This is a genomic window from Pseudomonas sp. FSL R10-0399 (assembly GCF_009600165.1).
Taxonomy (GTDB): Bacteria; Pseudomonadota; Gammaproteobacteria; order Pseudomonadales; family Pseudomonadaceae; genus Aquipseudomonas; species Aquipseudomonas helleri.
Genome location: NZ_WIWK01000032.1, coordinates 19,775 through 39,617 on the forward strand (window position 1 = coordinate 19,775; position 19,843 = coordinate 39,617).

The window sequence follows — 19,843 nt, forward strand, 5'->3', positions numbered from 1 at the left end:
ATGGGAAGTGTACAGGCGCTGGCGTCCAACGGATAACCAACTCCAGCTAGACGGGACAACGCTGGTGCTTAGGTGAGGTGATATTTCGAGCAAACGCGGAAGTCGTCGAAGTCCAGCTGTGTTGCTTCACGCAACTCACAGTTCGGCCCGATGAACACCGCCCCGTTCATGGGGTTGTGGCCACCGCGACGGACACTCCCAGCCAGGACGCCGAGCATCGTTGGAGTCGCGTCGATCCGGTATCAGAGTGTATGGCCATTCAATACAACGTACTTGGCTTGTGGGGCAGCTGGAGTGACGTTGGTGGCTTCAATAGCGGTCATGGCGGAAACTCGTTTTGAGGTGGTCAGGCTTGGCCTTTGCGTGGCGACCATTCTCGCCGGATGGGTGATGTGTCATAGGGGGTTATCTCAAACTTCCTCACACCCAAGGTTTGGGATTAGGAAAGTTAGCTAGCCCATGAGATAGGGCCGTTGCTGTAAAGCACGTATGCTTCGAGTCGAGGTTCTGATTTGTTCAAAAACAGTCGTCAGGGGTTGGATATGTTGTCGAAAAAAGTGAATGACGGTATCGCACAATTGCTTGATCGTGTGAAGGTCGCCACCACCAGCACGGAAGTGGATGCACTGATCAAAGAGGCACATGCGTGGGTCTCGTTTGCAGAGATTGAAGAAAAAACTTCACGGATTACCAGGTCGGAAGGGAGAAAGATTTCTGACTGGATCGACCAAGTAGGACTCCACCGGACCATCCAATTGGCCAATTCTTGAATCCTATCTGAGGATTTGGTGGCATGGGGAAACCCCAATAACTGACCATGAACTACACGGGGTTGAGTGGTTCGGCCTGATAATGGATTGTTAAAATTCAGCCTAATCTTTAGCTGTCAGCGAGTGTTGCATGAGATTTTTCCATTGGGTCGCGTTTTACGTATTGATCTTGGGTGCGGGTATTCTGGCGATTACGGTTCTTCGCGTTTCGTTTTCGGGATTGGGTATCAATGATTTTTTGCTGTTCATTGCAACTACCGGCATCGCTTTAGCTTTGTACGCCCTGGGTTGTCGTGAACGCAGTAAGACGGTAGTGCTTGATGTTAGGCCGAACGAAATCGGCGTCGAGGGAGAGCAAACCTTTGGCTTTCCCTTCTCGGCGCACGGGCGCTTCGTTACCGATGCTGACTTGCTTGATAAAGCTTTTGACTCTGTAGCCGGTAGACTGGGCGCCAGTGGTGGGAAATTTATGTACCTTAAAGAGACACCACTTGTTCGGATTTGGCCCGGTGAACCTGGGATCACTAAACTGGAACTGGATGCTGTTGCCCATGCCGTTAGAACCCACTTCAATGAGCCCGAATTCGAGGTCATGGAAAGGGAGGGCCTGTTAATTCATCCCTCTCCGCAGTCTACGCCAGAGGTCTGAGCCTTTCTGGTCCAGGAGTTCACGATACTCGCTGACAGCAAAAAGCCCGCACGTTACGCGGGCTTTTCATTGGGGCGCTGGATGTGAACGTGGGCTCAGAACTCCAAAACGCCAAGTTCTACCAGAATGTCTTTGATTTCCCCGTATGCGCCACTGACTTGCTCATCAAGGTTTGTGCCGCTGGCCAGTGCGGATTTTTCTACCCGGCCCTTATCTACCTCATCGAAAACATCAGATGCCAACGCATCAATCGACAACCCATGTGCGTTGATGATGCGGTTCGTATGGCTATGGAGAACGCTTTCTACGTCATCTGCGGTTATTGCAAAGGCTGTGTGTGACATTGATCTTCCTGCTGTAGAGCTGTGAGATATTGAATCGTTAACCGCCACATCAGCAGCGGTCAGCAGTGAATTTTGGAGCGGCTACCAACATGCTTTGCTGTTAGGACTAAAGCTCACCGTCTTCGTCATAATCGGCCCAGATACCGCCACCCTCAGGTAAAGAGTCGTTCCCGTGGACGCCAACAAGGTATTCCCCCGCGAAGTTGTCGGCTTGGTTCTTCACCTCGCCGCCGCAGAAATTACAAACCACCTTTGCGATTTGAGTCATGAAACTGGCAAGCGAGGTGCTGGACACCAACTCGCCGTCAACCATGGGGTTGGTCAGAAGTTTGCTGACGATTTCGGCCAATTCAACAAGGTATTCCTCCGTGAAGTCGTCGGCTTGGTTCCTCACCTCGCCGCCACAGTAATCACAAACTACCTTAGCGATTTCAGTCATGAAGCAGGCAAATGTGGTGCCGGACACCAACTCGCGACTAGACGTGGGGTTGGCCAATAGTTTGCTGACGATTTCGGCCAATTCCGCTGCGTTGATTTGCTTGCTCATGCTTTTCCCTCAGGGCGATTTTTGATGTGGTAATTCTCAGCCACTCGCCGCTGTGTCATTGACGTATTGCCGAAGTCCTCGAATCCAAATTTAGGAACTCACACCCTGCGGGAGCCACCTCTGTAAGTTGCTTAGGTGTAAGTGGTGCGGATTGAGTGGCAGCGTCATCACACCGTTCATAGAATCAGAAATCGTTCATATCCCTAGACAACAGCCATGGCCAATATGCCGTTTGATGAACTATTTCAGGACGAAATCCATGACCTTATGTTCATGGTCGGTAGCCCATCGCACGCCGTGGTGTTGGGCCGGATCGTTGTCGCAATGCAAAAGTACCAAGTCGCATTGCGCAAGGCGCGGGTGGCGGGGAATGTAGATGTGCTGCGAGAGATTGCTTTGGTCACGCGCTTCCTAAAGTACGAAGCCTCGGACCGTGTGAGCATCAAATTCGAGTACCTAGTGGTTGAGGCGTTCGAGACGCTGTGCGGTTCAGATGCCGTAGGTGAGTTGCTGGACTACCAAAGAGGCTTCATTGCAGAGCATCAGGGTGCCGAGTGGGCGGCTGTGCCTGACTGCCACAAGCTTGAGTTGGAGTATGAGGAAGCTGGTCTTTGCCAGGTTCCCAGCTGGGGAGTTGAGAGTGGTAGAGCTAACATTTTCCAACAGACACGTCTGCGGCTCGGTCGGCATCATCGGTTCAGACTGGCCAGAGAAATGAACAGGGCGTATCTGAGTGGCGACCGTCATCTGGGATTGCGCCTGAATATGCGTTATCAGGTCGCTCGAAAGCTGATTGGCCCACTGGCGAATATTGAGTGCAAAAGTAATGCACTGACAATGATCAAGACAATGCACGGGGTGCTTACAAGTCAGCGGGTATTAACCTGGGTGAAAGCCAATAGCCTGCTTTCAGAGTACGAGGGTCTGAGGACTTCAATTCAGGCATACAGCTTTACAACACCAGAAGCTGCCGGGAAGCTAGGGGGCACTGCGAAACGCAATTCGTACTTCCCAGTCTGAGGTAAACGTCTGTATCCGCACGCCTCGATCATCAAGCGAGGGCTTTTGTAACGCAGGATTTTAGGCCAAAAAAAGCCCGCGTTTATGGCGCGGGCTTTTGTATGGTAGGAGGACGCTGAGGCTTTAGGCTGATCCGGTTAGAGCTATCCGATGGTTAGCAAGCCGGGCTCTAGGCTGTCCTCCACAGCCTGCAAACTGAATTTATACTCACCTTGGTGAGGCGTCAACGGAGTTGGCCCCAGATTTAGTATCTAGCGCCCCCCGGAGCTGTTGCTGACTGCTTACTCGGTATGGGCCAACCATTTCTGCACAGCAGCTGGTATGTCTACCGTATCGCTGTACAGGGCCTCTGCAAGGCTGCCTGACTCAATATCCATCAGTGTCTCAAGCCACACGCAGCCGTCCCAGTTGTCGCCCTCGTCAGCGTGCTGGAGGGCGATCTGAGCTGCTGCGGTCTCAGCGTTGGTCAACAGCACATCGTAGCCGATTGAAACGATCGATTGATCCAACCGTTCCTGATTGGCCTCACCGTAGCGAAGGATGGAGTGGAACAGCAGGCCAACATCGTAGGTGTCTTTCGTCGTGCGATTGTTGGTAGTGATCATGTTTAAACCCTCGGGCAGTTGCTTGGTTGAGGTGCCCAGTTTCAGGGTGTATCGGCTGTGTCATTGCAGATTGCCGAAAGTCGTGACCCCCCAACATAGGAGGTGACGACCGGCTTCGCGATTAATTCGGTGCGAGTGTCAGGCACCAGCTCCCGCAGTAGTGAGGGGATTACGACTGGCTGCTGGCCGAACAGATAGTCCTCGGCGCTGTCCTTGTCAGCTTGCTGGGGCTTGCTCAATGCCTCTTTGAACCGTAACGCGTTGAACTCGTCGCCTCGGTCGGTGGCTTCGTCCAGAGCGTTCTGGATCAACCATTGGTCAACACGCTTTATGGTATTGCCTGCTTTGCGCTCGGTGTCGATGCCGATCTTGGGGAATGACGTTGTGAGCCTGCCGGTGAGTGTGCGCACTACCTCACCTTCGGCAAGGCTCCCGCCTACGCGTCCTTTGGACACGCGGTTAATCCCGTGAGCTCGCGCATGTTTCTCGCTTTCAAACTCCGTATAAAAGCGCATCAGTTCAGCGGCGCCACTTTTAAAGGTGACGTGGATCGACAAGTGACCTGTCAGTCCTGCCAGATCGGCTCTGCATTCCTTCACCCACTTGTCACCATCAGCCCTCCAGTCACCGGCCCGAAGTTGCGTGTAACTCAGAACATGACGGCCAAAGTGATGATTTGCTGCCCCTTGACGGGCACGGCGCAGCCCCTCGGTATGGGCCGTAACGATGGTGTCAGGCTGAACTTCTAATGTGATGCCACTCTGGTGAAAGACACCCATGCCATCAGGCATGATCCAGCCTGAGAGTTGGTGGCCGCTTGTGGAGAAGCGGCACTGCACTCCGGCTTGATCGAGTTGATTGATGGTGTGTTGCAGCCATGTCATGGGAAAGCCCTGGTAGTGGATATTGCATCCATCATCAAGGGCAAACGGCTGTGTCATCAGGGTGAGCTTATGTTTCGTAGATAAACCACTGGCATATCAAGGCTCAAGCTTGGGAATCGCTAGAATTGCAGGAATGTTTGTCAGCACGTCCTCACTCAAAGTTGCAGAGTAAGAATCGAGCTTTCCTTCACGCGTAAGCCGCTGAGTCAGTGCGCCAGCCACGCCTACGATAGTAATCTCAAATTGCTCTACCAAGTCCGCTGAGCGTTTCCACAAACGGTCGTAGATTTGCTGCTTTTGCTCCGATGCCTCGTCGGGGTCAAGCGTTCCAGGGTGCTGGATATTACGGAGCATTGCTATTGCTTCACGGGCCTTGCCGTAGTCGCTTTCGCAAGTGATGCCCTTGATTATTACTCCTGCTCGTTCGCGATCCGCGCCTCGGATAGGACTGCTATCTCGCGGAAGTGTCTCTGCTATAGCGCCCGCGAAATTGACCACTACGCGCCTCTCAAGGTAGCGCCGTACTTGCTCAATCGACTCGAAAGGTTCTTCGAGGTAGATCGTGGCTCCGGCTTTGTGGCCATCATGACCTAAAAGCGTGAGTGTGACTTCGCCAGAGGTGAAACCCATGGCCTTGGCCATCACGTAGTGACCCATTTCATGCTGAGCAACTATGCGTGCCCTATCGCGTTGATGTGGTTGAATCATCATGGAAATCCGGTAGCCATTATTTAGATAGTGCGCCACCAGTTGCGGTGTCGCGGAGTGCCTTCATGTTGTAGCGCGATTCGCAGGTGCAGTGGATGAGGATGTTGCAACCTCTCAGATCCTCACTTCACAGGGCTAGGGTTGGGAATTCACGCCAGCCGGGCCATTGGCTATGCGGGAGTCCGTTCAGGACGGAACACGCATTTACTGTCGTCGAAGTGGGCGATGACCTTGCCGTTTTGATCGAAGTATTTGACGTTCCAGGTCGGATGGCAGTTGTGCAAGTTGTCACCGTGCTCTAGCTGATCGGTGAACCGCACGTCGAGGTTAGCGTTTCGGTTGATGCCCTCAATTGTACCCATGACGCCATTGACCTCGACCGTCATCCCCAGTCGGGCAAACTCAATGCTGCGACAGCGAATCATGTCTTCCAAGAACTGTTCGTCCTTGGTCATTTGCTGTGAGGTGGCCATTTCAAATCCTTGGAGTTGGGGCGCCGTCAAAGCGCCCCGTCTAACTACTTGGTTGAAGTTTCCCAAGTAGGGAGGGTTAGTGCGTGAACTTTCACGCCGCTACGCGGGATTGGCCGGAGCGGCATTGCTTTCGGTGGGCAGCGAATTTACCACGCGGCAAGCGATCTTTATTGCTGAGCTGGGCACTCCACTCCTTGAACGCCACGCTCGCCTCGCGTTCAACAGGTGCTACCGGCACTGGTTCAGCTGTCACAGCCTTGGATTGCTGTATTGCTTTGGCCTTTGGCGCCGAAGTGTCCAGGGCAGCTGCTACTGGTTCGGTGGCTGGCGTAGCTTTTACTACTGGTGCTGGTGCTGGTGACGGAGCGGTAGCGGCTGCCGGTGCTGCTGAAACGTAGGCTTCGGATTTGCAGCAGGTTTTGCAGGTCACATCAGCTGTGATCGAGGTGGCGTTAGCGCTGGTCGCAGCGCGGCCACAAGCGGTTTTCTCGGTGCTAATGGTGTAGTGCAGAGCCATGATTCTATTCCTATGTGCTATGTGCCCCTGTAGGGGCTGGTGGATCAGTAGTGTTGATCAGGCCATGCCTGTGTCATCGGCATGGCCAAAGGGTTTTCAGAAGATGCTCAAACCCCAGATTAGGCAGCGGCGGCGTTAATTGTACCTGCGAAGGAAATGCTTTCCTTGGGCGGGGTACTGGCCAGCACTGCCTGAATACTCAGGGCCTCGATGCGCACCAACTCGCGCTCAGCTCTCGCGGCGGCGTCCCGCGTTATGAATGTGAAGTCTCCGGGCTCGTTCAGCCCTTCCCGGCGTGGGTCGCAAGCGATGCGCCATTTACCATCTTCATAATTGTTACTCACGCACCCAATAGCACCGCTTGGATAGCGGACGTTGGTGACGTACCAGCCCCCATGCCGCCATTCAGAGTAAGACGGTCTCCATTGTTCATCGGTGTCCAGGGCATCAGTAAGGTTTGTCAGATTTGCTGAACGCCAGCTTGCAGCACCGGATTGGAATTTAACCGTGAGTACCAATGTGACAAGCCTGCTGGCTTCATTCGCGCTGCACATCAGCAGCATCGTGCCATCCTGCTCTAGCCTGACCTCGCCCTGCGAGCTCGGGCGAGTTGAGTAGTGTTCCAGCAGAAGTTTTGATGCAGTGGCGACACGGGCACGCATAAGTCCAACTTGATCGAGAGTGGCGATGGACTCTGGATCAAAGGTCAGTTGGCCAAATCCGGCGTAATCGACGCCGAACCCATCGGGCATGATCCAACCATCGCGTTCCGCACCCATACTTTGGAACTTGCATTTGGTGCCGAGGGTTTCGATCTGCTGGACTGTATACTTATGAGTCACGGGGGAGGCCCTATCTTTGATTGATAGGGCATATGTTGAGGGGTGAATTACTGTGTCATCGGCAGGCAGTAAAGAATGCTGCTAATAGTGAAACCCATTCTTGGGATTTGGTAGCGCTAGGTATGCTCAGCCTCAAATACAGCTTAAGAGGTAAAGGTATGGCATCGGGCCTATTGCTGTTCGGCATCATCGCGATTGAACAGGTAGCCACCGAGCGCTCTAAGATCACCCTTACCGCACGCAATCTCGTCGAGAATTTCGTCTGCTGCGTAATCGGACATTCGAGCCATGCCCTCAACCTCTATGCGCAGATAGTCCCTGCTGACACTTTTGTGTTTCCGTCGATAGAGAGACAGGTGGGCGAGGGTGCCTGCAAGCATTATCGCTTGGCCGCAATCATCAGTTGATAGGCCGAGTTGCTGGGCAGCGAGCAGGATGGCCATTGCATTCAGCTCAATGGTGCCCGCCAACCTATGCTGGGGCAGAGAGCCCCGCGACAGTAACTCCTGGGTTGCGTGGATCACGTAGCCCAGCGCAGGAGCTGTTTGGTGGTTTGTAGCGTACCACTCGCCCACCAATTTCATCTGAGACTCGTTGGCGCCGGTTTCTGCAAGTGGCGTGGACCACATGTCGTAAGAGGACTGTCGGAGCTGCCGTTCCTCTGGTAGATGTGCCAGTTGAGCTGCAAAAGCTTTTACCAGCTGGTAGCCCATCAGGCTCACTGGTTCTTCGAAGATATTCATTGATCTATTGCCTATGAATAATGGGCGAATCGCGAATGAGTAATGCGTTTCGTCCAATGGATAATTAGGAAGCAGTGCCGGGCTTGAGTTGCTTATTTACTGTCTAGCAATCGTGTAGGGCCGTGGCAAAACGAGACAGCCCTTACCTGAACATCACGCTTCCCCCTACGGGGTTTACAGCACACCAAGGTTTCGGAGGTTTTCGGTCTGGGAGCGGCGCCGCATTTCAAGCTGAACTTCCCACAATCCGGGGTGGCGGTCGCCCAGAACGTAGTGGGTGTTTTGGGTTTTCACTTCACCCTTACGGGCAAAAGCAATGGGTGAGGTCTGGATCACAACTCCGTCCACCTCGCCCATTAGGGACACGGTGTTACCCGTGGTAGGGATGATTCTCCAGTTGCTCATGTTCTTGGTCTGCAAGTTAGGGTTCCTGCAATGGATCGAGGGGGATACATCACAGTGGAACCCAGGTAGCCCCCAATCCAGAGATAGGGGTTTGACGCTGCTATGCAGCGGCTCGCTGCCGTGCAGCACTTGCGAGAATTTCGGGGCATACCACACGCCACACTGGAGCATCTGCATGACCTGCCACTTCTTTTCGGCCAGTGTCTTCGAATTTGCCGGAGGACAGATATTCCGATACCAATTCTTCCGGGAGATTCCACACAGGTATGCAGATTTCGTCTTCTGCCAGCTCAGCGTGAACGAGGTTGGTGGTGAGCACTCCCCATGGTTCGAAGCCATCTATCAGCTCCAGGGCCAGACGCATATTTCCGTAGAGGCGGGTGTTCAATGAGAATCGGTCAATAGTCACGCAGTGCTTACTCAGGTTGGTTGTCGATTGTGTTTTTACCGGATTTTGGCTGCTCGATAATCTGGGCGGGCGACTGGTTACGTAACGCCTCTATTCCGGTACGCAGCGCCATATCGTTGACATAGGCCTCCAACTCGATTTTGCCGGATGTGACCATCTTTTCCATGGCGCCGGCCATTTGCTTGTGCATGAACGCCATGCTGTTGGGCATTCCCACGCTTAGGTTGCTGGCAAGACCAAGCAACTCCTTGAGCGTGCTTTTGTTGGCCTTCCCGTCTTCTACCGCCGCTTTGAGGCGTTCAAGCAACTCGGTTGCGGTGGCAACATAGCCCTCGCAACGCTCCCGGATTTCGCGGTCGAATTCCTCGGTCATGGTTTCAGTTGAAGCGATGCCCGGCATTCGCTCAAGGACGCTTCCTTCTGGTGCCCGGCAGTCGAACGTGATTGGAACAGCTTCTCCGTTGTGCGAACTAACCATTGAAGCCCACTGGCTCTCAGACATGTGAAACGAACAAACCTGTGTGTCACTGTGAATCCAGTCACGATTCAGATGACGATTGAGGTGCGCGGTGTTCAGAGTGACAGTGATAACTTTGCGGTGGTTCAGGTCTGACCCGAACAGTTCCATGCCGCCAGCGGACGCATTCCCTTTAACGATGCTGATTGTGCCGAACGCTGGGTGAGTGTAGAGCTGACCGCCCATGGCGCCTTCTTGTTGCTCAACCTCAGGTGCTTGCTTCTCGAACATGCTGAATTCCTATGCCCAATTTCTGGGGCTTTATTTGTCTGTGAACAGCAGTCTAAAACCCCAATCTTCCCCTTGGGAATGCCGGTGTTTGGCGATTTCCGAGGGAGGGGAGAGCGAGCATTTCCCCATTGGCGGGACCACTCGCTGCGCCATAAGCTTTGCTGATCTGTAAGCTTAAGCGAGGTTGATCAGAAGGTCTGCAATATCGCTGATGCTCAAGCCGCCGTCGCGGTACTCGACGATTTCAGCCTTCTGAGCATCGGTGAACTTGCTCGGGTCGAACGGGACGCGCATCCCCAGCTTTTTCATTTCCTGCAACTCAAGGGTGACTTGCTCGATCAGTTGCTGAGATTCGTTATTGCTCATGGTAATGCCTCTGGAGTTGTTTGGTTGACGTGTCCACTCTCAACCCAGATTGGCTGTGTCACCGGGTAAGCCTCGAAGATCGCCGAGATATGTCACTTCCCGATCTAGGCATTCATGTTTGCATTGCGAATGCAGGCAATGTCTGGGCCGCTGGCTTTTAACCGATGCAGTACAAGCAGTCTCGTTGCACCAGCCTTCCTATATCGCTGGCAGCACAGCGTACATCACTGCTCGTTTTCATCCTTGAACGATTTTCTCAACTCCCGTTTCTTAGACTTAATGTAAATCTCAAGAGCGTTAGCGGCGCAAATAAGACCGACTGAGCCCAGAAGGGCACTCATAAAGTTCTCACCTATCATTACGCTCTTAACCGCCATGTAAGCAAAGATTGCTGCCATCGCAATAAATATATAAATGTATTTATTGTGACGTGTATTCGAAGTTGCAGGCCAGCTACCTGAGCTTGAGATTGCATCGGGTCTACTAGCACGCTGTTCTGCCAGAAGGCGTGCAGCTTCTTCGTCCGTAGCTGGCAAAGACGGCAGTTTCTGCCAAACATCGAAACTGTTTGTCTCTGGATTGAAACCTGACCCCCATACAGAGCCATCATCGGCCAATGCTAGAACACCGGGGTGATAGCTACTGCCGCCTGAATGCCCAGGCGATAGAGCTGAGATTTGTGTGATTTTTCTTGTCATAAAGCGGTTCCTTTTTTGCTCCGAGGAAATTTGAGTTCTGCGTCCGTAGAGGCTTATCCAAGAATCTGAATTGACCTCCACCCTGAACGCCAATGCTTGCTTGCGGCATGAAGGCTGGCGCTTTCATTGGGGCCGCAGATAATTATTCCGGTGTCTCCCATACCTGGGGCTCGCCGAACACTCGCGTGGCCGATGCTTTGCAGGCGGCGATTGTCGCGTAGGTGCGAGGAAACTCAAGCCATGCCTTATTGAATTGCAGATACAGGCCGCTGGCAGGGACAATTCCACGTAGGCAATTTTCTACGAAATGAGCTTGTTGCTCAGGCTGCCACACATGACCGCGCTGGAAGTCCGGGCAAAGTTCCAAGCCTTGGTAATCGTTACCAAGCTCTACCATTGCGCGCTCTAAGTTGTCCCAGCGGTAGTCCGCTTGCCAACGAGCTGCGGTCAGGGGGTTCACCAGCTTGACCAGTTCTTGCTCGAATTCAGAGAGTTCGCGTGCCATGGGTTGAATCCTTGTCTGTGACCACGTGCAAGGGCCGTTGCGTGATGTGGCCAGTATTGAGCGCATCACGCTTGTGTCATCGGTGCAGGGGTTGGATTGCATCATTTTCCCAAAGCCAGAGGAAGGAATCGAGGAATAGGATCTACAAACGGTCGTTTCCTAAACAAAATCCAGCGCGGCTACTACTGGTCGGCGGGGGAGTAATTCCCGATTCAATATAGTGCTCAGAACCAGCCTTTGGGTTTTAGCGGGAGCGAGATTTTCCCGCGCATGCGCGGGAATATCGGAGTTCTATGGTTAGCCACACTCCTGATCCTTCGGGGATGCCTTGGCCTGCGGTTCAGCCAGCAGAGTGCGTCCACACGTCATTTCCTCGGTGCTAGACCGTCGCTCTATGTTAGTCCCCGCAGCGGCAATCCCATTACGGTTGCGTCGTTTGAAGACAGTGGCATGCGATATTCCTAGCTGATTCGCCAACTTGGAATCCGTCATAGTGCCCAATAAGTGCTCTTTATCGTCCGGGAACGGTAGCGAGCGTGGTAGCCCGTAAGAATCAATTCCTTGGGCAATGCGTACCTTAGCAACAAAGCTGTTAGATACGCCTACCATCGCCGCAATCTTGCTGTCAGAGACTTTGCCCAGCAATGCAGCAGCGTCTCTGGGAAGCCGGTTCCAAACTTCAACTCCCAACTCGGTTCTCCACCGGGTAATAACCTGTGGAGATACTCCTATCTGTTTGGCCAAACGCCCATCAGGCATTGTGCCTAGCAAAGGGCGAACTGGATCAGGTAGCGCCATCCCGGATGAAATGAAAAGAGGTATTCCGAGTTTCAGTCGATGGGTATGGATCGTGGTATTTGTTACGTTGAACATACGAGCTAATTCTGCGTCCTGCATTGTGCCAAGCATTGGGATCGCTTTTGGGGATAGCGCGTTGTGCTCGATTGTGGCTTTGATCTGTCTTCGACGCCGATACTTCGAAACCGCATTGGCGCTTACTCCGATTTCTTTCGCTATCTTCGCGTCAGTCCATTTCCCAAGATGGTGAATCAGATGTTCAGGCATGACTATTGGGTCGCGCTTGGGCTTTCGTCCGACGATGCCTTGTGACCGGCGTTTATGGCTCACTGTGTTGCTGGATAAGCCAAGCAACTTAGCAATTTCACTGTCCGGCTTGGTGCCCAATAAACCAAGGGCTTCCTTGGTCCAGTTAAAATTTGGTCTTCGCTTGCCTTCACGCGCTCCTGGCTTGGGTTTGAATGGTTTGATCTTGAGTTCTTGTCGCTTAAATTGGACGGTTGCGGCTTTACCTCCAATATGCGCGGCTACAGCTCCATCTGACATTGTTCCAAGAAGAGCGATGATTTCTGGGGTCCAGTCATATTGGACGCGAGCGTAGGGTTTTTTCCCTGTAGTCATGAGTGGTCCATAAGAAAGTGAATGGAGCAATCCTGCCAACTAATGCAATTCATTGCTTCTCAACTCTATGCAGTTTCTTGTAGTGGATGTGATACGCCCGAGGAATAGCCAAGCATGGATTCCAAAAATGACACCTGGGAAATGGTTGATGGCAGGGCTGGACTTGCTCGCGACCAAAAATTTCCCATAGCGTTTCCTGCTCCGCGCAGACGTGGGGCAGATTCTGGGCGGGATCAGGCAGAAAGAGGGTACAGCTGCTCGGTACGGGCACTCTCGCTGAATACCCACTTGGTGTGCTCAGATGGAAGGCTAGTCGCCCAGTACAACAGGCTTTGGTCTTTAGGGATGTTCATCTGGATTCCATTCCCGACTACGCTGTGCGTGGTATCTGCAATGATCCGGTCCAAGTCCCGCTGTGCCCATTCCTTGAGTTCAGCCAAATTCTCCACAACGATCTGAGTGTCACTAGGTACGACGCTGGCGCTGGTAATAGCTTCACGGTACGCCTTGATGCGATTCCGGTACGAGCCCGGCTCACTCAACTCTGCTTTGATGAGGCCGCAGATGAAGCTGGACAGATAGCTGTAGGCGTAGCCCCCGTTGAGGCATCGCCACTTACCGTCTTCTGCGAGAATCAGGTGTTTGCTCATGCTGCCACTGACTTTCATGAAGCGAGGAACGTCTACTCGGTAGGTCTTCGCTTTGATCGGGTTGTAGCCGAGGGCTTTGTTGCGCAAACCATGTACCGGCACCGCGTGCGAGGGAATGATTCGCCATGCACCGCAGTGGGCGCCATCATAGATAACGCTAAGCGCTTCGTGGTCGGTATGCAGCGAGGCCAAGGAACATTCGTTGGTGCTCTCCAGGTCGTTGAGAATACGGGTTTCACCTATTGCTTCGAGTCCTGCCTTGACTCGCTCAAAGTCACCCTTCGGAATTGGCGAGGTCCATGATGTGCCCACTGCCAATTCGTAAATGGAGTCTTCCATTTCGACGGGGTTGGCCAACTCTTTCATCCAGCTAGTTATGTAGCCTTCTGCCTTGGTGGTGCGGCCATTGCCACCCAAAAGGCTACCGCCCTCACACGCTGAAGCTGACATGAACACGCGAGCCATCACTGCCTCGATGCCACCTATCAGCTGGGCATTCCAGTTCGGCGAGTGCGGATGCACGTTGGATTCATGGGTTCGCTCGAATAGAACGTAGACGGGCTTGCCCTGAGTCCCTTTGAAAGCGCCAACCAATTTGCCGGTGGATACGGTATTACCCATGCGTCTAGCTCCAAGTCATTCGGGCCAACCGGCCCTGCTTTTTGATGTGGCCAGTATCCCGGTGAGTTGCGCGTGTCAGTGGTCATAGGCCATCTGAATCACCAATTCGTGACTCCACAAGCTGGGGCCTGGGAGACGGAACGCGCAACAAGGTCGTAGGGGGAGGCAGCTTAGCCGCACTGGGATATGGGGTCTGGTGGTTAGGATGGAGCTGGCGCTGGGTTGGATGAAAACCTAATGTGGCACCTGGGGATGGGGTAGCGTGCTGCACCGAGGCAGATTGCCTGCCCCGCGATAGAACACTTAGACACGGCTGCTAGGTTGGCAGGGCATGTCGATTGAGTTGGTTTACTCCTGCTGGTGTGCGAAAGGGTCGTAGTCAGCTGGGCGACTGTTAGTAATCGCGAGGAATTCTTCTGCGGCTTCAATAGCTGATTTCAAGCTGGCTATCAGCACTTTTGAGGAACGATACGCCTTGTAGTCAACGCTCTCATCTTCATCGCGAGCCTTCCACTGAGCGGCGTCCAGCAGCAATTTGAGCTGTTCAATCATGGGTGTATCTCCTTGGCCTGATTTGATTCATTAGTTTCTGATTTACCAAGTATCGGGCAAGAGCTCCTGTGTCATGGCTCCCAGCAAGAAACTATCGCAAACCCTCAACCCTATATACGGGAGTCGAGGGAGGCATCAACTATGGGCTGCTGTCAGCACCTTGTAGTGTTGCAGTTCGGCGTATTAGCTAGCCAGCAGACAAAGCTGCTCGGTCGGTGCGCTAACAGGTGTACTGCCCAAAATCCACTTGGTGCATTGCTCTGGAAGACCTGCCACCCAGTACAAGTTGTTGTAATCGGTAGGCACCGGAATGTGGGCCTCATCGCCAACGATGGTGTGTGGCGTTTCCCGTAGAGCACGATCTACCGTATCTCGCTTCCACTCATCGAGCTCGGCCTTCAAATCCACGATGATCATGGTGGACTGGTGGGGGACGATGCTGGCGCTGTTCATGGCTGCGCGGTAGGCCTTGATCCGGCTACGGTACGAGCCCGGCACGCGTACTTCATCCTGCCAAAGGTTTCGCACAAAGTCCCCGATGTAGGAGTGGCCACCGCTCTCGCAGCGCCAATGGCCATCCTTGCCCTGGATCAGATAGCTGCCCATGTCAGCGTGAATCGTTGCAAAACGCGGTGTTTCCAGCTGCTGGACCTTGGCTTTGGAAGGCTTGTAGCCCAGTGCGAGGTTGCGCGGGCGATGCTCGGGCACTTGGTGAGCCTTTATGATCTGGTTGGCCCAAACGTTAATGCCGTCGAAAATTGCGGCCAGTGCTTCGCTGTCGGCGTACAGGGAGGCGGAGACGGACCCGGCTTGAAGGCCAGCAATGAATCGGTCTGCTTTGGCTAGCAACAGGCGTTCCTTGGCTTTCTCGAAGCTGTCTGCCGGGATGGCCGCTTCCCAGTATTTGCCAACCGTGAGCTCGAACGAAAGGTCTGGCATTTCCACTGGGTTGGCCAACTCGCTCATCCAGCCAGTGATGTAACCTTCCGGTGTGATGTATCGGCCACCAGCGCCTTGCAGCATGCCCCCTTCGCAGGAAGAAGCGCAGAGAAAGATGTTCTTCAAGGTTGCAGCTAGGTCGCCGATCATACGGGCGCTCCACTTTGGCGTTCTTGGGAACGAATTCGACTCGTACGTTTGCTCAAACATCACGTAGACAGGATTGCCTGTAGGACCTTCGAATGCGCCAATCAGCTTGCCGGTGGATACGGTGGAACCCATGTTTGTAACTCCCAGTCGATTTGGCCGTTGGCCCTGCGTTTTTGATGTGCCCAGTATCCTGGCGGGCGCCGCGTGTCATCGGCTGGGAAGCGCCAATCTCTCAACTTTGCCGGTTCCACCATTGGCCATTGAGGATCAGCCAAACTGCGGAATAAAATTGTGGGGAAGGGGGCCGGCTTGTGCTGGTGGTGCCTTCTTGAATAGCAAATGAAAAAGCCCCCGGCACCGAAGTGCGCAGGGGCTTTCCTGACGGCGTGGGGGTTAGGCGAGCTTGATGTTCGCCATTTCCTCTACAACTTTCTCAAACTTGCCAGCGTCATTGTGGAAGGCATCGTAGGCGTCAAATCCCCTGTCCTGGAACGAGTTGTAGATCGAGCCTTTACCGAAAATAACAAAGCGACCTGAACGAACGTAACGCGTTACGAGGCGAGCGCCTTCGGGAGCCCCTTCGTCCCAGGTGCTGCGAGATTCGAACGACCCATTGCTCAGTTCGGTGAGTTCTTCTGCATAGCCACTGTGGCCTGCATAGTCGCCTTGAGGCTTCAAGGGGCCGCACTCCAAGACAAAGTTCGCCTCATGGCCGTACGATCCAGGATTCCAGAAAGCCAGCTTGAGTGGGATGGCGATGTGAGCGTACGAATCTAGCCGGCCTTCCTCGACCGCCCACTCCAGCTCTCCCTTGCTGTTCAGCCGCGCACCACGAATGTCCATCCCCCCACCTTCTGGGTAGAACATGTGATTGACAGGGGTAGAGATAGCGTTCAGAACCAGAACAATATCAGTCGGGTTCGTCCATTCGGCCTTGGCCGGAACGGCGCCGTTGAAGACTCCACTTACGACCTCAGCCCATGTCTGGCGCAGTTCTGACTTCCCATCATCGAGCATGGTGATTTCCTTGCGATATTGTTTGTGAGGATGGCCAACCATTGGGTCAGCCGGGCCGCAAACTATAACGCTGGAACTCACACAGTGCAGGCGTTTTCAGCTTGATTGGTACTCAGTGCAGATGGGTGCTGCGTTGTATGGGGGGCTGATTAGAGCTGATTAAGTCGCGCCGTGCTACGCGCTGCCAGTGTTAGCATTTTTAGATAGAACGCGTGCAACTCGTCGAACTCGGGCTCGTAGCATTCTTCGCGGGAGTCGGCGAGGTATCTCAGTTCCAGATTCACGGACGGATGCAGCTTGGCGCGAGCCTTGTAGATGGGGGTTGAGAATTCACCCATGGAATCGTAGTAGCTGCCGTCCACCTCGACGACGGCATGTGCCCACGGCAACGGCCCACGGTTGACGACTGTAACCATCTTGCACGGTATGCCGGGTGACAGCAGGTCGTATAGCGCAGCGGCAAAGACCGAGCATGTGTCCACCTGGGCGTCCTTGCGGGTGCGTCCTATCTTCGCCGCCTTGATCACCGCTTCAATGTCCAATTCCTAACATCGGTTTCCAGATGAGCTGATTTTCCGCCGTGCTGACGGGTGATTGCAAAGCCCCGCTGCGCAGGCGCACAGGGCTCAACATGCGGCTATGCGAAATCGAGGTTGTAGCCTTCGAGGTTCACCACGCCGAACAGTCGAGTTTCCAGGGTGTCTGGCACTGTAGGGCCGAAGACGCTCCATACGATTGCGTGACGGTAGGCAGCAAGCGGGTTGGTGCAGTAGATCGGGGGTAGTGGAGTGGAATGACGATCGCTCGGGGCAGGTAGCGTGACCATCCAACGCCCGTCCCCAACATCAGTAGTGCTGATTCGGAGGCCCATCACCGTTGGCCATACCAACGCCACGTCCTTTTCAGGTGAGAAGATGCTGCCCTTGTAGACGATCCCGCAACCCCACTCATCGAATGGGACGCGAAGGTCTTGGCCTTCAACGCCGCCCAAAGCAAGCGCCACAAAAAGGTTAAGCAGGTCGCCTCGCAGTTCAAGAGTGTTCATGATTTCTATTGCTCCTGGGGCACGTCATTCGGGGGTAGGTGTCCATTCTCCCCGCTCAATCCATGTGTCACTGATCGTGGAAGCTGACCATGATAATTCCTCAAGCCCGTTCCTAGGGAGCGAGACCGCTGCACATCCTTGTCGAATGAATTGCCCAGAATGAACAAGCCCCCGGCGATTGCGTCGAGGGCTGTGGTGTTGATCGCGAGGGAAGTGCCTGTAGAGCCCTAGAGCGGCTACCGAGCGTAGCGTGATGCGTAGGCGAGGGCCGACTGCTTGCTACTGTGGCCACCATCGTTCCACTGCGACCCGTCAGCGAACTGCACGGTCACTCGCCAATCGGTCTTGCCCGAGCGCTTGCCTGTGATTAGGTCTTTGCGGGCTGAGTGAGCCTCGATCTTCTTGACATGCTTTTCGTTGATCACCATGTAGCTTCCTCACTTCCGATTTAGGGCTATTGGCATTGCCGATCCAGTGGAGCTTGGCGCGGGGTTACAGGACACCAGCTGCGTGGGTTTGAAGTTGGGCTGGCGCCCATCACCCTCAATCTGCCGGCCAACGGTAGCTTGGCCCTCAAGCTCCATGACGCACACCCGCAAGCCGGTTGCGCGCTTGTCCAAGTGGTAGGTGGTGCATACGCCTAGCACGTCGAGCCGCGCTCTGTTGAAGGCTTGGGTTTCACAGTTTGAATGTCGAAGCACCAGATGAATGTGAACGGTAGGGCTCCGCTAAGGCTGTCAGCGACACATAAGCCTGGAACGCTACTACAGATCGCCAGAAGCTTTCAGCGCCTCATAGGCGACCTTGAGGATAGGCTTCTGGTCAGCTGCATTCGTGGCGGTGTCCATCTGGTCGTACGCGGTGAAGGTGTCCCACCAGACGAAAAACGCTTCGAAGGTCGGTGAAGGGATTTGCTCGCAGTCGGTCCCTTGCTTGATGGCTTCCATCAGCTCAGGAAGGGTTGGGATTCCTTCCTGGTCAGTCATAGAAGTGCCCAGCATTTCTGCGATGGCTTCTTGGTAGCGCTGCTCGAAGTCGATGTTGGTCATGTTCAGAAGTCTGTGCCGAAGGCCGTTGATTTGATGTGTCCAGTATCCGGGCACAACGGCTGTGTCATCGGCGGGCATGGAACAAATCAGCAAGTCCTCAGTTCCTAATTTCCAACTTGAGGGTAGCCGCGGTGCTGCTCATGCCAGACCGGGCCGTTTCAAGCAGGCAGGTATTACGACTGCGCCGCCTCTTTGGCCGCGTCGTTTATGTGGAGCAGAGCAGCCATCAACTTAATCGAAATGGTGGGCCGCGTAGCCGACTCGTCGAACCGAGTACCAATGAGGGAGACGATTTCTACAGCCTTGGGCTTCACGCCGATTTCATCGGCGATATGACGGCGAACCTGACGCTTGAGCTTGCCGAGCGGATAGGCCTTGGTACTCTGTTGGCATTTGGTATTCGAGCCCACAGAAATGATCGAGCGGCCTCCAATGATCGATACGAGATAGTCGGTAGAAAGACCTGGAGACGCTACCCAAACCTTCATCGGGATTCCGCTGGTTTTTGCATATTGCTCCATCTGAGCGATCTGCCCTTCGTTGTAGGCGACCACCACGGGGTTCTCCATTAGGGTGTCGCTATGGCAGACGTGAAGGGTTGGAACAGCCACGCCTTCCGCAATGAGTTCACGCATTGCCATGAGCGCCAGAGACACCGTTACAGAGCTGTCTTTGCCGCCACTCCACATCGCGACGGGGTAACGGCCAGCCAGCACCTGGGCTTTGATGGCAGCGATAGCAATGGCGACCTTTTCGCTCCGGCTCAACTCGACGACTGGCGCTGGGGTAACGGTTTGCACGCCACCGTTATCGGTAACGTCAAAGAGTACGATGGTGGTCTGCTGCATGCCCATGTCGGTGATTCCGTGGCTTGATTTCGATGGGGTAATCATCAGCCCTGAACGGCTGTGTCATCGGGCGTAGGCTTGGCAAAATCGAAATTGCTCGACCTCCATCCTGGGAAGCGAATGTCTAGCCCAATCCGCCACCGATCCTCGCAACTGAGATTGAGGAATGACGTTGCCGGCCCCGAGTTTCCAATCACCTTCTCTGATTAGCGTGCCCACCGCGCTCCACGTCCGACATTACAAATCCGCTTCGGCCAAGGCATCCAATCTGGATGCAGTTGCGCAGGGCAATCTCTCCCGGACTAGAAAAGCTCGGCTCC

The 19,843-nt window shown here is 54.1% G+C and carries 28 protein-coding genes; 4 read left to right on the forward strand and 24 right to left on the reverse strand.

What is annotated here, in order from left to right; genetic code table 11:
• Positions 1-542 precede the first annotated feature (542 nt).
• Both GHO41_RS11695 and GHO41_RS11700 read left to right on the forward strand, forming a co-directional pair.
• Positions 543-770 (forward strand): hypothetical protein, encoded by a 228-nt coding sequence (locus GHO41_RS11695; RefSeq protein WP_153433656.1) that lies wholly within the window; start codon positions 543-545, stop codon positions 768-770.
• A 130-nt stretch (positions 771-900) separates the two neighbouring features.
• Positions 901-1,419 carry a hypothetical protein gene (locus GHO41_RS11700; RefSeq protein WP_153433657.1) on the forward strand — a complete coding sequence of 173 codons (519 nt, stop codon included), beginning with the start codon at positions 901-903 and terminating at the stop codon, positions 1,417-1,419.
• A gap of 95 nt (positions 1,420-1,514) precedes the next feature.
• Here the strand turns inward: GHO41_RS11700 and GHO41_RS11705 are convergent, their stop codons facing one another.
• Entirely contained in the window at positions 1,515-1,763 is a 249-nt protein-coding gene (locus GHO41_RS11705) for a hypothetical protein (RefSeq protein WP_153433658.1), read from the reverse strand.
• A gap of 106 nt (positions 1,764-1,869) precedes the next feature.
• Entirely contained in the window at positions 1,870-2,310 is a 441-nt protein-coding gene (locus GHO41_RS11710) for a hypothetical protein (RefSeq protein WP_153433659.1), read from the reverse strand.
• A 216-nt stretch (positions 2,311-2,526) separates the two neighbouring features.
• Between GHO41_RS11710 and GHO41_RS11715 the strand changes: the two genes are divergently transcribed.
• Positions 2,527-3,330 carry a hypothetical protein gene (locus tag GHO41_RS11715; protein WP_153433660.1) on the forward strand — a complete coding sequence of 268 codons (804 nt, stop codon included), beginning with the start codon at positions 2,527-2,529 and terminating at the stop codon, positions 3,328-3,330.
• Positions 3,331-3,611: 281 nt separating this feature from the next.
• Here GHO41_RS11715 and GHO41_RS11720 read toward each other — a convergent pair whose 3' ends face one another.
• The 8 genes from GHO41_RS11720 to GHO41_RS11755 form a co-directional block, all read right to left on the reverse strand.
• Entirely contained in the window at positions 3,612-3,935 is a 324-nt protein-coding gene (locus GHO41_RS11720) for a hypothetical protein (protein ID WP_153433661.1), read from the reverse strand.
• A gap of 41 nt (positions 3,936-3,976) precedes the next feature.
• Positions 3,977-4,876 (reverse strand): hypothetical protein, encoded by a 900-nt coding sequence (locus tag GHO41_RS11725; protein WP_153433662.1) that lies wholly within the window; start codon positions 4,874-4,876, stop codon positions 3,977-3,979.
• A gap of 39 nt (positions 4,877-4,915) precedes the next feature.
• A complete protein-coding gene (locus tag GHO41_RS11730; RefSeq protein ID WP_153433663.1) occupies positions 4,916-5,530 on the reverse strand; it encodes a hypothetical protein in 615 nt (204 codons plus the stop codon).
• Between the two features lie 167 nt (positions 5,531-5,697).
• The gene (locus GHO41_RS11735; protein WP_178126503.1) at positions 5,698-6,000 is read right to left on the reverse strand and encodes a hypothetical protein; all 303 of its coding nucleotides are present in this window, start codon (positions 5,998-6,000) and stop codon (positions 5,698-5,700) included.
• Between the two features lie 91 nt (positions 6,001-6,091).
• A complete protein-coding gene (locus GHO41_RS11740; protein WP_153433664.1) occupies positions 6,092-6,517 on the reverse strand; it encodes a hypothetical protein in 426 nt (141 codons plus the stop codon).
• Positions 6,518-6,636: 119 nt separating this feature from the next.
• Positions 6,637-7,359, reverse strand: a complete 723-nt coding sequence (locus GHO41_RS11745; protein ID WP_153433665.1) for a hypothetical protein — start codon at positions 7,357-7,359, stop codon at positions 6,637-6,639.
• A gap of 170 nt (positions 7,360-7,529) precedes the next feature.
• Complete coding sequence (locus GHO41_RS11750; RefSeq protein ID WP_153433666.1) at positions 7,530-8,102, reverse strand: hypothetical protein; 573 nt, start codon at positions 8,100-8,102, stop codon at positions 7,530-7,532.
• Between the two features lie 174 nt (positions 8,103-8,276).
• Positions 8,277-8,507 carry a hypothetical protein gene (locus GHO41_RS11755; protein ID WP_153433667.1) on the reverse strand — a complete coding sequence of 77 codons (231 nt, stop codon included), beginning with the start codon at positions 8,505-8,507 and terminating at the stop codon, positions 8,277-8,279.
• A gap of 175 nt (positions 8,508-8,682) precedes the next feature.
• Between GHO41_RS11755 and GHO41_RS11760 the strand changes: the two genes are divergently transcribed.
• Complete coding sequence (locus tag GHO41_RS11760) at positions 8,683-8,898, forward strand: hypothetical protein (protein WP_153433668.1); 216 nt, start codon at positions 8,683-8,685, stop codon at positions 8,896-8,898.
• Positions 8,899-8,923: 25 nt separating this feature from the next.
• Here GHO41_RS11760 and GHO41_RS11765 read toward each other — a convergent pair whose 3' ends face one another.
• The 14 genes from GHO41_RS11765 to GHO41_RS11830 all read right to left on the reverse strand — a co-directional run bounded on the left by GHO41_RS11765 (position 8,924) and on the right by GHO41_RS11830 (position 19,529).
• Positions 8,924-9,664 carry a hypothetical protein gene (locus GHO41_RS11765; RefSeq protein WP_153433669.1) on the reverse strand — a complete coding sequence of 247 codons (741 nt, stop codon included), beginning with the start codon at positions 9,662-9,664 and terminating at the stop codon, positions 8,924-8,926.
• A gap of 174 nt (positions 9,665-9,838) precedes the next feature.
• Positions 9,839-10,030 (reverse strand): hypothetical protein, encoded by a 192-nt coding sequence (locus GHO41_RS11770; RefSeq protein ID WP_153433670.1) that lies wholly within the window; start codon positions 10,028-10,030, stop codon positions 9,839-9,841.
• Positions 10,031-10,254: 224 nt separating this feature from the next.
• Entirely contained in the window at positions 10,255-10,728 is a 474-nt protein-coding gene (locus tag GHO41_RS11775; protein ID WP_153433671.1) for a hypothetical protein, read from the reverse strand.
• Positions 10,729-10,870: 142 nt separating this feature from the next.
• Entirely contained in the window at positions 10,871-11,233 is a 363-nt protein-coding gene (locus GHO41_RS11780; RefSeq protein ID WP_153433672.1) for a hypothetical protein, read from the reverse strand.
• Between the two features lie 297 nt (positions 11,234-11,530).
• Positions 11,531-12,652 carry a hypothetical protein gene (locus GHO41_RS11785; protein WP_153433673.1) on the reverse strand — a complete coding sequence of 374 codons (1,122 nt, stop codon included), beginning with the start codon at positions 12,650-12,652 and terminating at the stop codon, positions 11,531-11,533.
• A gap of 233 nt (positions 12,653-12,885) precedes the next feature.
• The gene (locus tag GHO41_RS11790) at positions 12,886-13,923 is read right to left on the reverse strand and encodes a hypothetical protein (protein WP_153433674.1); all 1,038 of its coding nucleotides are present in this window, start codon (positions 13,921-13,923) and stop codon (positions 12,886-12,888) included.
• 348 nt (positions 13,924-14,271) lie between these two features.
• A complete protein-coding gene (locus GHO41_RS11795; protein WP_153433675.1) occupies positions 14,272-14,475 on the reverse strand; it encodes a hypothetical protein in 204 nt (67 codons plus the stop codon).
• Between the two features lie 183 nt (positions 14,476-14,658).
• Positions 14,659-15,696 carry a hypothetical protein gene (locus GHO41_RS11800; protein WP_153433676.1) on the reverse strand — a complete coding sequence of 346 codons (1,038 nt, stop codon included), beginning with the start codon at positions 15,694-15,696 and terminating at the stop codon, positions 14,659-14,661.
• Between the two features lie 261 nt (positions 15,697-15,957).
• Positions 15,958-16,623 carry a hypothetical protein gene (locus GHO41_RS11805; protein WP_153433677.1) on the reverse strand — a complete coding sequence of 222 codons (666 nt, stop codon included), beginning with the start codon at positions 16,621-16,623 and terminating at the stop codon, positions 15,958-15,960.
• Positions 16,624-16,730: 107 nt separating this feature from the next.
• Positions 16,731-17,123: a hypothetical protein gene (locus GHO41_RS11810; protein ID WP_153433678.1), complete on the reverse strand. Its 393-nt coding sequence runs from the start codon at positions 17,121-17,123 to the stop codon at positions 16,731-16,733.
• 95 nt (positions 17,124-17,218) lie between these two features.
• Positions 17,219-17,626, reverse strand: coding sequence for a hypothetical protein (locus GHO41_RS11815; RefSeq protein ID WP_153433679.1), 408 nt, complete (start codon positions 17,624-17,626; stop codon positions 17,219-17,221).
• A gap of 236 nt (positions 17,627-17,862) precedes the next feature.
• The gene (locus GHO41_RS11820) at positions 17,863-18,054 is read right to left on the reverse strand and encodes a hypothetical protein (protein WP_153433680.1); all 192 of its coding nucleotides are present in this window, start codon (positions 18,052-18,054) and stop codon (positions 17,863-17,865) included.
• Between the two features lie 336 nt (positions 18,055-18,390).
• Positions 18,391-18,675, reverse strand: a complete 285-nt coding sequence (locus GHO41_RS11825) for a hypothetical protein (RefSeq protein ID WP_153433681.1) — start codon at positions 18,673-18,675, stop codon at positions 18,391-18,393.
• A gap of 173 nt (positions 18,676-18,848) precedes the next feature.
• Entirely contained in the window at positions 18,849-19,529 is a 681-nt protein-coding gene (locus GHO41_RS11830; protein WP_153433682.1) for a hypothetical protein, read from the reverse strand.
• Between the last annotated feature and the right edge of the window lie 314 nt (positions 19,530-19,843).